The 12,778-nt window shown below is 70.8% G+C and carries 13 protein-coding genes; 8 read left to right on the top strand and 5 right to left on the bottom strand.

The window, feature by feature from the left end; genetic code table 11:
* Window positions 1-161: 161 nt before the first annotated feature.
* Window positions 162-1,829: a urocanate hydratase gene (hutU, locus tag MD221_RS05740; RefSeq protein ID WP_242108452.1), complete on the top strand. Its 1,668-nt coding sequence runs from the start codon at window positions 162-164 to the stop codon at window positions 1,827-1,829.
* Window positions 1,830-2,054: 225 nt separating this feature from the next.
* Window positions 2,055-3,509 carry an amidase gene (locus tag MD221_RS05735; RefSeq protein WP_242108450.1) on the top strand — a complete coding sequence of 485 codons (1,455 nt, stop codon included), beginning with the start codon at window positions 2,055-2,057 and terminating at the stop codon, window positions 3,507-3,509.
* A 61-nt stretch (window positions 3,510-3,570) separates the two neighbouring features.
* Here the strand turns inward: MD221_RS05735 and MD221_RS05730 are convergent, their stop codons facing one another.
* Together MD221_RS05730 and MD221_RS05725 are read right to left on the bottom strand one after the other, a co-directional pair.
* A complete protein-coding gene (locus MD221_RS05730) occupies window positions 3,571-4,242 on the bottom strand; it encodes a hypothetical protein (protein WP_242108449.1) in 672 nt (223 codons plus the stop codon).
* 83 nt (window positions 4,243-4,325) lie between these two features.
* Complete coding sequence (locus tag MD221_RS05725; protein WP_242108448.1) at window positions 4,326-4,937, bottom strand: YdeI/OmpD-associated family protein; 612 nt, start codon at window positions 4,935-4,937, stop codon at window positions 4,326-4,328.
* 119 nt (window positions 4,938-5,056) lie between these two features.
* On the opposite strand from MD221_RS05725, the gene MD221_RS05720 reads away from it, so the two are divergent.
* The 5 genes from MD221_RS05720 to MD221_RS05700 all read left to right on the top strand — a co-directional run bounded on the left by MD221_RS05720 (window position 5,057) and on the right by MD221_RS05700 (window position 10,483).
* Window positions 5,057-5,773 (top strand): GNAT family N-acetyltransferase, encoded by a 717-nt coding sequence (locus MD221_RS05720; protein ID WP_242108447.1) that lies wholly within the window; start codon window positions 5,057-5,059, stop codon window positions 5,771-5,773.
* A 58-nt stretch (window positions 5,774-5,831) separates the two neighbouring features.
* On the top strand, window positions 5,832-6,812 hold the full coding sequence (locus MD221_RS05715) for a hypothetical protein (RefSeq protein WP_242108446.1): 981 nt from the start codon (window positions 5,832-5,834) through the stop codon (window positions 6,810-6,812).
* A 214-nt stretch (window positions 6,813-7,026) separates the two neighbouring features.
* Window positions 7,027-8,424, top strand: a complete 1,398-nt coding sequence (locus MD221_RS05710) for an FAD/NAD(P)-binding protein (protein ID WP_242108445.1) — start codon at window positions 7,027-7,029, stop codon at window positions 8,422-8,424.
* A 132-nt stretch (window positions 8,425-8,556) separates the two neighbouring features.
* Window positions 8,557-9,006, top strand: coding sequence for a nuclear transport factor 2 family protein (locus MD221_RS05705; protein ID WP_242108443.1), 450 nt, complete (start codon window positions 8,557-8,559; stop codon window positions 9,004-9,006).
* A 220-nt stretch (window positions 9,007-9,226) separates the two neighbouring features.
* Window positions 9,227-10,483: a COG3904 family protein gene (locus MD221_RS05700; protein WP_242108441.1), complete on the top strand. Its 1,257-nt coding sequence runs from the start codon at window positions 9,227-9,229 to the stop codon at window positions 10,481-10,483.
* Window positions 10,484-10,556: 73 nt separating this feature from the next.
* On the opposite strand, the gene MD221_RS05695 is transcribed toward MD221_RS05700, so the two are convergent.
* Window positions 10,557-10,769 carry an RNA-binding S4 domain-containing protein gene (locus tag MD221_RS05695; protein WP_242108438.1) on the bottom strand — a complete coding sequence of 71 codons (213 nt, stop codon included), beginning with the start codon at window positions 10,767-10,769 and terminating at the stop codon, window positions 10,557-10,559.
* A gap of 140 nt (window positions 10,770-10,909) precedes the next feature.
* On the opposite strand from MD221_RS05695, the gene MD221_RS05690 reads away from it, so the two are divergent.
* A complete protein-coding gene (locus tag MD221_RS05690; RefSeq protein WP_242108437.1) occupies window positions 10,910-11,425 on the top strand; it encodes a DUF4019 domain-containing protein in 516 nt (171 codons plus the stop codon).
* A gap of 82 nt (window positions 11,426-11,507) precedes the next feature.
* Here MD221_RS05690 and MD221_RS05685 read toward each other — a convergent pair whose 3' ends face one another.
* Both MD221_RS05685 and MD221_RS05680 read right to left on the bottom strand, forming a co-directional pair.
* Window positions 11,508-12,164: a serine/threonine protein kinase gene (locus MD221_RS05685; RefSeq protein ID WP_242108435.1), complete on the bottom strand. Its 657-nt coding sequence runs from the start codon at window positions 12,162-12,164 to the stop codon at window positions 11,508-11,510.
* 51 nt (window positions 12,165-12,215) lie between these two features.
* Complete coding sequence (locus MD221_RS05680; protein WP_242108433.1) at window positions 12,216-12,710, bottom strand: RNA polymerase sigma factor; 495 nt, start codon at window positions 12,708-12,710, stop codon at window positions 12,216-12,218.
* Window positions 12,711-12,778: the final 68 nt, after the last annotated feature.

Here is a 12,778-nt window from a genome sequence, read left to right as displayed (position 1 = left end):
GGGGCGCACTCCGGATCCCTCTAATCCGGAAAAGGCCCCGCAATACCGACAGCCATCACATGCGTTCAGTTCCCCCGCGGCCGCGGCACGGCCGGGCGGTTTGGCGGCTGCGGGCCGGACGCCCATAATTGGCGGTTCACGTCCCCCGCAGACACGAGTCCATGAGCAACCGCAGCGATCCGTCCCGCCAGATCCGCGCCCCGCGCGGCGCCACGCTCACCTGCAAGAGCTGGCTCACCGAGGCCCCGTTCCGCATGCTGCAGAACAATCTGGATGCCGAGGTGGCCGAGAATCCGGCGGAGCTGGTGGTCTACGGCGGCATCGGCCGCGCGGCCCGCGACTGGGATTGCTACGACGCCATCCTGCGCTCGCTGCAGACGCTCGAGGACGACCAGACCCTGCTGGTGCAGTCCGGCAAGCCGGTCGGCGTCTTTCCCTCGCACGCGGACGCGCCGCGCGTGCTGATCGCCAATTCCAACCTGGTGCCGGCCTGGGCGACCTGGGAGCACTTCAACGAACTCGATCGCAAGGGCCTGATGATGTACGGCCAGATGACGGCCGGCTCCTGGATCTACATCGGCTCGCAGGGCATCGTGCAGGGCACCTACGAGACCTTCGTCGAGATGGGGCGCCAGCACTACGGCGGCGACCTGACAGGCAAGTGGATCCTCACCGCGGGCCTGGGCGGCATGGGCGGCGCGCAGCCGCTGGCGGCCTCGCTGGCCGGCGCCTGCAGCCTCAATATCGAATGCCAGCAGTCGCGCATCGACTTCCGCCTCAAGACCCGCTACGTCGACGAGCAGGCCGACGATCTCGACGATGCGCTCGCCCGCATCGAGAAGTACACCAAGGCCGGCGTGGCGAAGTCGATCGCGCTGCTCGGCAATGCCGCCGAACTGCTGCCGCAGATGGTCGAGCGCGGCGTGCGTCCGGACGCGGTCACCGACCAGACCAGCGCGCACGATCCGGTGCACGGCTACCTGCCGATCGGCTGGACGGTGGAGCAGTGGCTCACCGGACAGAAGCAGCATCCCGAGCGGGTGCGCGATGCGGCGAAGAAGTCGATGCGCGTGCACGTGGAGGCGATGCTCGCCTTCCAGAAGCAGGGCGTGCCGACCTTCGACTACGGCAACAACATCCGCCAGATGGCCAAGGACGAGGGCTGCGCCAACGCCTTCGACTTCCCCGGCTTCGTGCCGGCCTACGTGCGCCCGCTGTTCTGCCGCGGCGTGGGGCCGTTCCGCTGGGTGGCGCTCTCCGGCGATCCCGAGGACATCTACAGGACCGACGCCAAGGTCAAGGAGCTGATCCCGGACGACAAGCACCTGCACAACTGGCTGGACATGGCGCGCGAGCGCATCAGCTTCCAGGGACTGCCGGCGCGCATCTGCTGGGTCGGCCTGGGACAGCGCCACAAGCTCGGCCTGGCCTTCAACGAGATGGTGCGCAAGGGCGAGCTGAAGGCGCCGGTGGTGATCGGCCGCGACCACCTGGATTCGGGCAGCGTCGCCTCGCCCAATCGCGAGACCGAGGCGATGCGCGACGGCAGCGATGCGGTCTCCGACTGGCCGCTGCTCAACGCCATGCTCAACGTCGCCGGCGGCGCTACCTGGGTGTCGCTGCACCACGGCGGCGGCGTCGGCATGGGCTATTCGCAGCACTCGGGCGTGGTCATCGTCTGCGACGGCAGCGAAGCCGCCGACAAGCGCATCGCGCGCGTGCTGTGGAACGATCCGGGCACCGGCGTGATGCGGCATGCGGACGCCGGCTACGAGATCGCCGTGCAGTGCGCCAGGGAGCAGGGCCTGACGCTGCCGATGCAGCGCTGAGCCGCGCAAGCGCCGGCGATTCCGCCTGCGCGCGCAGCGCAGGGAGGGTTTCCCGTCTCATGCCGGAACGCATCGTTCCGGCCGATCGCTGGACCTGAAGAGCGCTTCAGGTTTTAGGATGCCGTGCATCCGGGATTCGTGAAGCGCCCGGCGAGTGCCGGAGGTTTCGGCACCGCCGGTCCGTGCCCTCGAACCCGCCCACGTCCAGCCGGGAGGCGCCGCAACATGTCGCAGATCACCCACGACCTGGCGGAAGGCTATGCCTCCCGCGACGCGCTCGGCCTCGCGCAGTGGATCCGCAGCGGCGAGGTTTCCGCGGCCGAGGTCGTCGAGATCGCCATCGCGCGCATCGAGCGGGTCAATCCCGAGCTCAACGCCGTGATCCTGAAAACCTACGACATCGCGCGGCGCGCGGCGGCCGAACCGGCGGACAGGGACGCGCCGTTCGCGGGCGTGCCGTTCCTGCTCAAGGACGCGTTCACGCCCTGGGCCGGATTGCCCACGGCCAATACCTGCGCCTACCTGCGGCCGCTGGTGGCGCCCGCCGACAGCGAGACGGCGCGGCGCATCAAGCGCGCCGGCTTCGCGCTGCTCGGCAAGACCAACGTGCCGGAGAACGGCTGGAGCATCGCCACCGAGCCGAAGCTGACCGGGCGCACCCGCAATCCCTGGCGCGAGGACGTCAGCGCCGGCGGTTCCAGCGGCGGCTCGGCGGCGGCGGTGGCCGCGCGCATCGTGCCGCTGGCGGATGCCACCGACGGCGCCGGTTCGATCCGCGTGCCGGCATCCAACAACGGCCTGGTCGGGCTGAAGCCCTCGCGCGGACGCATCAGCTACGCGCCGTTCGTGGCCGATCCCTGGTACGGCGGCACCTATGCGCTGTGCAATTCGCTCACGGTGCGCGACACGGCCGCCTACCTCGACGCGATGGGCGGCGGCAGCCTGCCCGGCGATCCTTACAGCGCCGCGCCTCCGCAGGACAACTGGCTCGCGGCGTCGTCGCGCGCGCCCGGGCGCCTGCGCATCGGCTTCGCCGGCGCCACGCCGCAGGGCGAAGCCTTCCATCCGGAGGTGCAGGCGGCGATGCGCAACGCCGCGCGGCTGCTGGAACGCCTGGGACACCACGTCGAGGCGCACGAGCTGTCCGCCTTCGACGCCGACGCCGCCTGGATGGCCTACACCGGCATGGCCGCCGTGCAGACCGCGAGCATGTTCGAGTCGCTCGCGCCACTGGTCGGCAGGCCGGTGACGGCGGCGGACGTCGAACCGCTGACCTGGGCGTGCATCGAGCGCGGGCGCAGCCTGTCCGGGGTGCGCCATGCCGCCGACATCGAAGCCCTGCGGCAAATCGGCCGGGCGCTGGTGACGGAGCTGATGCCGTTCGATGTCTACCTGACGCCGACGCTGACGCATCCGCCGCGGCCGCACGGTCATTGGGACATGGACATGACCGACTACGACGCCTACAACGCGCTCTGGTCGGACGGCGTGTTCCTGTTCCCGTTCAACATCTCCGGCCAGCCGGCGATGTCGCTGCCGCTGCACTGGACCGACGACGGCCTGCCGGTCGGCGTGCAGATCGTCGGACGCCCGGGCGAGGAGCGCACCTTGCTGCAGCTGGCGACCCAGCTGGAACAGGCGCAGCCCTGGATCGATCGCCGGCCGCCGATCCGCGCCTGAGGGAACAGCGCCTGAGAGAAGCCTCACCTGAGGGAAGCCGCGCCCCCGAAGGGGCGCCATGTCATTCGTCGGGAATCGCGTCGAAGTCGGCCGGATCGTAGATCCGGTTGAACTTCTCGAGCGGGATGTTCCTGGACGATTCCTCGATGCGCTTTATCTCCTCGTCCACCGAGACCGTATGCTTGAGGTAGGCCTTGTGTGTCGGCGTGTTGGGCGCGAGTTCCGGAAACACGGGGTGCTCGAGATAGTGCCGGACATGCCATTTCGCCTGGCCGACCATGCGCAGGAGGGTTTTGATGGAATCGCCGTAGCCCTCCGCCTCCGTCGCCGTGATCTTCTTGTCGGACCGGGCCTTGTCGCGCAGTTGGATCAGTTTCTCGGTGAATTCGCGGTTCCTGTCGTTGAGCGCATCGATGTAGGAGTGCGTCAGCTGCATCGCGCGTCGCTGATGGCGGTTCATGCCGATCGCGGCGTCCCGGTAATGGTTGTTGAAGATGTGGTGGGTGAGGGGCAGCGGCGTCGACGAGTCGAAGCCCTTGAGCGTGCTGATCTGCAGCGTTCGCGCATAGGACTGCCACCAGCGGTCGAGTTCGTCGGAGATCTCCAGCAGTTCGTCGTTGAGCGCCTTGCGCGTACGGCGCCGGTCGTGCCAGGTGCGAAGACTCGTCGACAGCTGCGCCAGCAACCAGCCGGCGACCACGCCAACGAGGGCGGCGGTGAGTTTCGGGTCCATGCGGGGATGTCCTTCGGAAAGCGCGGGTCGCGGTCGGTCGGGGAGGCGTTGGTGGAGGATGGCGCGGATTAGCCGGACGCGGCCTAGCCGGAGGGCTTTTCGTACTTCCAGTTGCGCGACTTGCCATCGGCGATCCATTCCATGGCCTGGGCGATGCGCCGCGCGCGGGTCTGCTCCTGCTTGGCCTCGGCGATCCATTCGGCATAGTCGCGGCGCTTGCTCGGCGCGAACCCGGCGAAGTGGGATCGGGCCGCGGCGTTCTTCGACAGGGCCAGGGTGAGGGCCTCGGGAATCTCCACGGGCGGCTTGGGTATGTCGCGCCTGCCGCGCGGGCGCTTCTCGCCGGCGTCGATGGCCCGGGCCGCGCGCTGGAGTTGCGCGATCAGCGCGCGCCTGGACGGCAGGTCGGAGAGCGCGGTGATCCGCCCGTAGTCGCCCATCGCCTCGCCGCGCTTGCCGGCGCTCCCGCCGGCCGCAGCGGCCATCGGCACGGCGAAGGCGGCGTGCTGCTTGAAGGCGGACATGCCGGCGAGGATCCTGCCGTTGCGGGTGAAATGCGGCATGCCCCACTTGATGGTCTCCTCCACGCCGGGACAGGCCTCGTGGACGAGGGCGCGCAGATGCGCCAGGATCGGCTTGGCGAACTCGGCCGACTTGGCGATGTAGGCATCGATCCTGTCGTCGCGGGCGGGCATCGCGATTTCCTCGGTGGCGGAACCGGGCGGATTCTACGGCCTGCGCGCGGGCCCGCCGATGCGCCGCCGCAATGCCGGCGGCGCTTTAGAATTCGCCGTTCCGCCATGCCTGGCCGGCCATGTCCGAATCGGAGCTCGACAACCCGTTCTGGTCCTCGCTGCGCACCCGCCATGCCGGGATCGCGCAGCGCGCGGGCGAGGCCGCGCGCTATTCCGCCGACTTCGCCCCGTTCCTCGGGATCGCGCACGCGCGGGCGGCGGGCGATGCCGACCTGGCCGCGCTGGTCGCGCCGGGGGAGCGTGTCTACCTGCTCGGCGTGGCGCCGGCGCGGCCGCCGGCGGGATGGCGGCTGGAAGTGCTGCGGCCGCTGGCGCAGATGGTCTGCCCCGCGGCGATCGCGGCGGTCGACGGGCCGGAGATCGCCGCCCTGGAAACGCCGGCGCACCGCGCCGACGTGCTGGCACTGACCGCGCGGGTCTACCCGCATTATTTCCGGGCGCGCACGATCGAGATGGGACGCTATGTCGGCATCTACCGCGACGGCTGCCTGGCGGCCATGGCCGGGGAGCGGCTGGGCATGGACGCCCTGCAGGAGGTCAGCGCGATCTGCACGCATCCGGACTTCAACGGCCGCGGCTACGCGCGCCGCCTCACCGCGATGCTGTGCAACGCCAACCTCGCGGCGGGACGCCTGCCGTTCCTGCACGTGAGCCACGAGAACCCGCGGGCCGAGCAGCTGTACGCGCGCATCGGTTTCCGGCATCGCCGCGACATCGGCTTCTGGGCGCTGTCGCGTCCCGCGGCGGACGCCCATGCGGGGGCGCCTGTAGACTAGGCGGACATGCGCCGCCCCCGTTGCACGGGCGTGGCGATGGCGAAGCGAAGGGGGACGCATGATAGTTCCGCGGTACTGGGCCGAGGCCCGGCGGCGGCATCGCAGCGGCGGCCGGCAGGTCACGGTGCGCCGGTTCGGATGGTCCGACGACAGCCAGGCGACCGCGCAGGCGCATGCCGGCGTGCGCGCGGAAGAAGCCATGCGCCGCATCCTGGCCGGCGAGCGCCTGCCCAGGCACGACCCGAAGCTTCCCTACAACGGTGCCGAGGGCGTGCCAATCCGCGAGGAGGTCGTCGATCGGCGCGGCGATGCCGTGCTCAGCCGCAACAGCTACGGCGCGCTGTGCCTGAACACGCCCGACGTGCTGTTCGTCGATATCGATTTCGCCGACCCCGGACCCGGGCGGCGGCTCTACGCATCGAGTTTCCTGTCGCTGCTGGCGCTTGCGACGATCGCGGGCCTGCTCGCGCAATCGACCAAGGTGGCGGTGGCCGGTGCGGCGATCGCGCTGCTGTGCGGGGCGTGGGTGGCCGGACGCGTGCAGCGCTATCTGTGGGCGAGGGCAGGTGGTCCGGAGCGCCGCGCGCAACGGCGGCTGCAGGCGTTCTTGCGCGCGCATCCGGACTGGCACGTCGGCACGTACCGGACGCCCGCGGGCTGGCGGGTCCTGGTCCTGCATCGCCTGTTCGATCCGCGCGAAGAAGCGGTGCGCGCGTGCTTCGACGCACTCGGCGTCGATCCGGTGTATGCGCGCATGTGCCGGCGCCAGCATTGCTTCCGCGCGCGGGTGACGCCCAAGCCGTGGCGCATCGGCATGGCCGCGCATCTGCGCCCGCGGCCCGGCGTCTGGCCGGTGAGGCCGGAAGGCCTGGCGCTTCGGCAGCGCTGGGTGCGGCAGTACGAACTGGCCAGCGCGGGCTACGCGGCCTGCAGCGCGCTGGGCGAGGCGGGCAGCGGCAGGATCGACGCCAAGGCGGAAGCGGTGCGGGAATGGCACGACGATTTGTGCAGGGCAAAACAATCGCTGCCGATCGCCTGATTCCGGCGCGCCGCGCCGCGTTTCGCATCTGAAGATAACCCTTCGTCATATCGCCGGAAACGCGCACGCGCGCGTTCGGAATCCGGAAGTTACATCGCGTTACAGGCGCGCCTGCGCCAATGCGCGACGCGCGGCGCATCGCGCTAACCGGCTTTTTACAAAGCCGCGTGTCGGGCCCTGCTACAAGTTGCGCCACTTCAAGCAGGAGTCCGTCATGCGCATCAGCATCATCGGCGCCGGTTTCAGCGGAACCGCGCTCGCCACCGAACTGGCCACGCCCGACGACTCCGACCTGGATGTCTGCCTGGTGGGCGTCGGCAGCACCTTCTCGCGCGGCGTCGCCTACGGCGAGGCGCGTCCGGAACACCTGCTCAACGTGCGCGCGCGGCAGCTGGGCGCGAGCGCGGACAATCCGGGCGAATTCGCCGACTGGCTCAATCTCACCGAGCGCGGACGCGACAGCTTCCTGCCGCGGCTGGCCTACGGCGAGTATCTGCAGGACCGCCTGCAGTCGGTGCAGGCGCTGTCCTCGAACCTGACCTGCCTGGAATACGAGGCGATCATGATCGAGCGGCAGCCGGGCGGCTTCCGCGTCCACCTGGCCGACGGCAGCGATTTCTTCAGCGATCGCGTCGTGCTCGCGCTGGGCGCGCTGCCGCCGCAGCGGCTGGCCGGCGTCGGGCCGCGCCTGGCGGCGCATGCGCGCTACATCGGCTGGCCGTGGCAGGACGGGGCCCTCGACCGCATCCCGTCCTCGGCGCGGCTGCTGATCGTGGGCACCGGCCTGACCATGGCCGACGTGGCGGCGACCCTGCGCCGTCGCGGGCATCGCGGGCCGATCACGGCGCTGTCGCGTCACGGCCGCCTGCCGCAGCCGCATCTGCCCGAGCCGAGTCCCGCCATCGAGCTTCCGCCGCACGTGCTGCGCGCGCTGGCCGCGCGCGAGGTCGGCCAGCTGCTGCGCGCGATCCGTTCGCTGGCGCCGGTGGTGCCGGACTGGCGCAGCGTGATCGATGCGCTGCGGCCGCATACGCAGGCGTTCTGGCAGCAGCTGCCGCCGGCGCAGCGCGGCCGCTTCGTGCGCCACGTGCGCTCGTACTGGGAGATCTTCCGCCATCGCCTCGCGCCGCAGGTGTCGGCCGAGCTCGACGAGCTGCAGGTGAGCGGCCAGCTGCAGGTGCGCGCGGGACGCCTGCTGCGTGCCGGCCTGTCCACCGACGGCGAGGGCGTCGACACGCTGATCCGCGATCGCGGCCAGACGCGGATGAACAGCGAACGCTACGACTATCTGATCCGCGCGACCGGCCTGGACACCGACATCGCCCGCACCACGCATCCGCTGGTCCTGCACCTGCGCGAATCCGGACTGGTGCGCGCCGACGCGCTCGGGCTCGGGCTGGAAACGACGCCGCGGTACGAGGTGGAGGATGCGGCCGGGCGCGCCGTCTCCGGCCTGTACTGCATCGGCCCGCTGCTGCGCGGCCGGCTGTGGGAAATCACCGCGGTGCCCGAGCTGCGGAGCGCGGCGCGCGAACTGGCGGCGCAACTGCTGGCCGGGGAGCGGACGGCGCGGGCGCCCAGGCCCGCCGCGAGGCGGCGCGCCAAGGCCTAGCTTGGAGGCATGGCGCGATGCGGCCGCGGGCGCCGCCGCGGCCCATGCATCCGCTCCGGCCAGCCTCTAAGATGGCCGCTTCGTGCGGACGGCCGGGCCGTCCGCGAGGCCGCCATCCCGACCGGAGTGACCATGAAGCCGTTGATGCCGATGTTCGTCGCCGTACTCGCCATGACCGCGACCGCCGCGCAGGCGCGCGACGCGGCGCAGGACAGGGCCGAGATCCTGCGCGTGGAAGCCGTCCTGTGCCGCGCCTTCGAGCAGGGCGACGCCAAGACGCTGCGCGAGGCGCTGGATCCGACCTTCACCCTGACCGACTCGCGCGGCGCGGTCACCGACCTGGCGCAGAACCTCGCCGAGGTCGAGAAGCGCGATCCGCTCTACAGCGAGTTCCGCAATCACGGACAGGATGTCCGCCTGTACGGCGATGCGGCCATCGTCACCGGCATCACCACGGTGAAGGGCAGTTCCGGCGGCGATGCCTTCGCGGCCGATTTCCAGTTCACCGATACCTGGGTCTACCGCGATGGCGGCTGGAAGCTGGCGGCCAGCCACGCGAGCCGGCTGCAGAAGAAGGAATGAGCGGCGCCGGCGCGCAGCGCGCGCCGTTGCCGTTGCCGACGGTGCGATGACTTCGGTTCGCGCGTCGACGCGTCGCGCAACGCGCCGCGTCCGCGCAAGCGCCGCCACGCGGGCGGTGACGGCGGATTCACCGGAGGTTGGCAATGCGCCGGCAGCTTCCCCCTACACTTGATGTTTCGCCCTTCACGGCCGCCCGGGCCGTCACGCCACGGTAATCCGCTTGCGCACGTCCAGGATCCTGTTCCCGCTGCTTCTCGGCGCCGGCCTCGTCGCATGCCGGCAGCAGGCGCCCGTTCCGCCACCGGCGCCCAAGCCGCTGACCGTCCCGGCCAGCAGCGGCGAGGACAGCGGCGCGCTCAGCAGCGACGCCAAGCCGGCCAGGGCGGCGCAGGTCGACGTGCTCAAGGGCACCGACTGGCCGCCGATCCGGGTGACCTCGGGCGAGGCGTCGATCAGCTGCGAGGCCGAGGATCCCGCGCCCGAGATCGTGATCGAACCGCCCGCCGCCTCGCCGCGGCCGGTGCCCCGGGAAGCCGCCGCGCCCGTGCCGGCCGCTCCCGAGGCGGAGGCCGGTACCTCGGCCTCGGCCGCCGGGCAGGGCGAGCCGGCCGCCGGCACGACGACGGACGCCGCGGCCGCGGCGCCTGTCTTGCCCGGGGCGCTCAGCGAGCTCGATTTCAAGAGCGTGTCGGCGGCCGTCGCGCCCTGCCGCGAAAAGGCCCTGGTGCGCGTGCGCTACAAGGGCAAGATCGGCAGCGACTTCACCGCGCTGATGCAGCGCGTGTCGGCGATGGCCGACCGCCTGCACATCGGCCGCCGCATCCTCGATATCGACTCCACCGGCGGCCGCGTCGAGGACGCGATGCCGGCGGGCGATGCCATCGCCGAATCGCAGTGGACGATCCGCGTGCGCCAGGATGCGATCTGCCACAGCGCCTGCGTGCTGGTGCTGGCCGCCGGCGACGATCGCCGGATCGCCGGGCGCATCGGCATCCATCGCATGATCCGCGTCGGCTCGAAGGCGAACACGCGCGCCGAGCTGAGCCAGGAGCTGCGCGAGGTCTACGGCGAGATGAAGGACTATCTCGAACGCAACGGCGCCTCGGTGGCGGTGGCCGACCTGATGATGACGGTGCCCAACCGCAGCCTGCGCCTGCTGAGCGAGACCGAGCTGAAGGAATATGGTTTGTCGGGCGAGAACGCGGTGCAGGACGACCTGGACCGCATCCGCCTGGCGCGGCGTTGCGGCGACGAGTTCGTCAAGCGCCGCGACGCCTACCAGCGCGACTACGACCGGCAGTGCACGGTCGCCGATCCGTCCGGGCAGTCCGCGCTGGACCTGGAGGCCTGCGCGAAGCCGCTGCGCGAGCAATACGGCTTCCCCGACGCGAAGTGCCTGGCCGACAGCCCCGTGGCGGTGCTCCCCGCCACCCAGGCGCGCGCCGGCGCGGTGGCGGCCGAGGAAGGCCGGCACTGACCCGCGCGCGCCGCGCCGGTGTTCCGGTGCGGCGTCAGCCCGACGCAGGTTTTCCGTCCAGCCCGGAAGCGCGTCAGGCGACGCGAATCTCCACGTCGTCCAGCTGCACGCGCTGTCCGGCGCGGATCTTGCAGGTCTTGCGCAGCTCGACCGCGCCGTCCACGAGCACGCGGCCCTCGGCGACCAGGGCCTTGCCGGCGCCGCCGCTGTCGCACAGCCCCGTGAGCTTGAGCAACTGGTTGAGTTCGACGTGGTCGCGGTCGAGCTGGAAATCGAGGCGAGGCATGGGCGGGCCGAAAGCGGGGACCCCGCCAGTGTCGCAGCGCGGCGATCGGGATGCACGCGGGCGAGCGGCGGCCGTGGGCAGCCACGCGGGCTTGTCGTAGACTCCAGGACCCCTGCACCCCTTTCTTGCAAGGAATGTCCATGAAACACAGCCGTCTTTTCCTGTTCGCGGCTCTGCTGGGCGGCATCGGCAGCGTGTCCGCGCAGCAGGCCCAGCCCGCGCGCCCGGCGCCCAGCCAGCCCGCCGCCGCGAGGCCGGCCCAGCCGGCGCTGACCCCGGAGCAGCAGGCCCAGCTGGCCAAGCAGAACGCGCAGATGACCCAGGCCGCGCAGCAGGTCATGCAGATGGTCGATGCCAATCGCATCGGCGAGGTCTGGGACAGCGCCTCGGCGACCATGAAGCGCGCGGTCTCGCGCGACGAATTCGTCAAGCAGGTCACCATCGACCGCAACAAGCTCGGCAAGCCGGGCGCGCGCGGACAGGCGCTGGTCACCCGCTCGCAGTTCCGGGCAGGGGGCCGCGTGCCCGAGGGCCTGTATCTGAACGTCGCGGTGCCGACAAAGTTCGCGGGCGCGCCGCAGCCGGTGCGCGAGCTGGTGTCGTTCCGGCTCGACGAGGACAAGACCTGGCGCGTGTCGGGCTACAGCCTGCGCTGAGCGGCACGGTTCCGAAACGGAAAAGGGCGGAGTTCACTCCGCCCTTTTTTCGTGCCGGGGATTTCGCGGCGCCGGGTCCGGCTCATTCCTGCTCGAAGCGCGCGATTTCCTCGACCAGGCTTTGCGTCCTGCGAATGCTCCCGCCCGCCGCGTTGTCGTCCAGGCGCTGGCCGAGCCGGGCGCGGCTGGGGTGGTGCGCCCAGCGGTGGAACCCCCAGGTCGCCAGCAGCCCGAGCACGCCGACGCCCAGGCCGCACCAGACCGTGAGCGGCGATCGGGCGTACAGGTCCCCGCCGGTCACGCCGGCCAGCACCATGATCACCGGCACCCAGAGCACCCACCAGGACAGGCCGATGACCATGCCGTTGTGCATGTAGAACTGGCGCAATGCGCCCAGCTGCTTCTGGATCGTCAGCACGGGCGCGGCGTAGTCGATCGCGGAGATCTTGCCGAGGGTGCCGCCGGCCAGCGCGATCGTGACGATGCCGTAGAGCTGGACGAGCACGCCGGCGATCACCAGGTGCGGCGCGTCCGGCTGCCGCGACCAGAGGACGCCGGCCAGCAGCACGAAGGCCAGGCCGAACAGGATCTGCGCGATCTGCCCCCAGAACAGCGGGCGCAGCCGCGAGCGCGCCTTGTCGAGCCGGCTGTCGCGGAACAGCTGCAGGTGGATCGCATTGTGCTGCTGCAGTCGGCGGTCGAGCGACTGCCAGGCGGATTTGAGTTCGTCGGGGTCCATGCGGATTTCCATCGTTGCTTGCGCATCCTGGGCGGATGCCGGGAGGAGGGGTCAGATTTCGTCGCGGATGCGCTGCTTGAGGCGGCTGATCTTGGTGGTGACGTTGCTTTCGCCGATGCCGAGGACGTCGGCGATCTCGCGGCCGCTGTGGTTCTCCAGATAGAGCAGCATCAGCGCGCGGTCGAGCGGCGCGAGCCGGGCGATGAAGCCGTACAGGGCGCGCACGCGCTGCGCCGCCTCGGGATCGGTGGCGTTGTCGTCGGCGAGATCGTGCAGCGTGTCGTCCAGCGGTACCCAGTGGCGGCCGCGGCGGCCGGCGTCGCGCACGTGCGAGATCGCCACGTTCAGCGCGATGCGGTACATCCAGGTGGAGAAGCTGCGCGCGGCCTCGTAGCGCGGCCAGGCATGCCAGAGCTGGGCGGCGATCTCCTGCGCCAGGTCGGCGCGGTCGTCGGCGCCGAAGGCGTAGGTATGCGCCACCTTCATCACGATGCCGCGATGGCGTTCCAGCAGGGACGCGAAGCGTTCCCTCGACTCCATTGTCATGGCGGTCGCCCGTTCCATCCCTTGTCGCGCTCCCCGGAGCGATTGTGCTCGTTGCCTGGGTGATTCGC

The organism is Luteimonas aquatica, from assembly GCF_022662575.1.
GTDB classification, from domain to species: Bacteria; Pseudomonadota; Gammaproteobacteria; order Xanthomonadales; family Xanthomonadaceae; genus Luteimonas; species Luteimonas aquatica.
Note: the sequence above shows the minus strand (reverse complement) of the source record. Positions and strands in the feature narration are given on the sequence as shown.

Coding starts and splice junctions, on each gene's coding strand:
- hutU (WP_242108452.1), top strand. CDS start 162: ATGAGCAACCGCAGCGATCCGTCCCGCCAGATCCGCGCCCCGCGCGGC.
- MD221_RS05735 (WP_242108450.1), top strand. CDS start 2,055: ATGTCGCAGATCACCCACGACCTGGCGGAAGGCTATGCCTCCCGCGAC.
- MD221_RS05730 (WP_242108449.1), bottom strand. CDS start 4,242: ATGGACCCGAAACTCACCGCCGCCCTCGTTGGCGTGGTCGCCGGCTGG.
- MD221_RS05725 (WP_242108448.1), bottom strand. CDS start 4,937: ATGCCCGCCCGCGACGACAGGATCGATGCCTACATCGCCAAGTCGGCC.
- MD221_RS05720 (WP_242108447.1), top strand. CDS start 5,057: ATGTCCGAATCGGAGCTCGACAACCCGTTCTGGTCCTCGCTGCGCACC.
- MD221_RS05715 (WP_242108446.1), top strand. CDS start 5,832: ATGATAGTTCCGCGGTACTGGGCCGAGGCCCGGCGGCGGCATCGCAGC.
- MD221_RS05710 (WP_242108445.1), top strand. CDS start 7,027: ATGCGCATCAGCATCATCGGCGCCGGTTTCAGCGGAACCGCGCTCGCC.
- MD221_RS05705 (WP_242108443.1), top strand. CDS start 8,557: ATGAAGCCGTTGATGCCGATGTTCGTCGCCGTACTCGCCATGACCGCG.
- MD221_RS05695 (WP_242108438.1), bottom strand. CDS start 10,769: ATGCCTCGCCTCGATTTCCAGCTCGACCGCGACCACGTCGAACTCAAC.
- MD221_RS05690 (WP_242108437.1), top strand. CDS start 10,910: ATGAAACACAGCCGTCTTTTCCTGTTCGCGGCTCTGCTGGGCGGCATC.
- MD221_RS05685 (WP_242108435.1), bottom strand. CDS start 12,164: ATGGACCCCGACGAACTCAAATCCGCCTGGCAGTCGCTCGACCGCCGA.
- MD221_RS05680 (WP_242108433.1), bottom strand. CDS start 12,710: ATGACAATGGAGTCGAGGGAACGCTTCGCGTCCCTGCTGGAACGCCAT.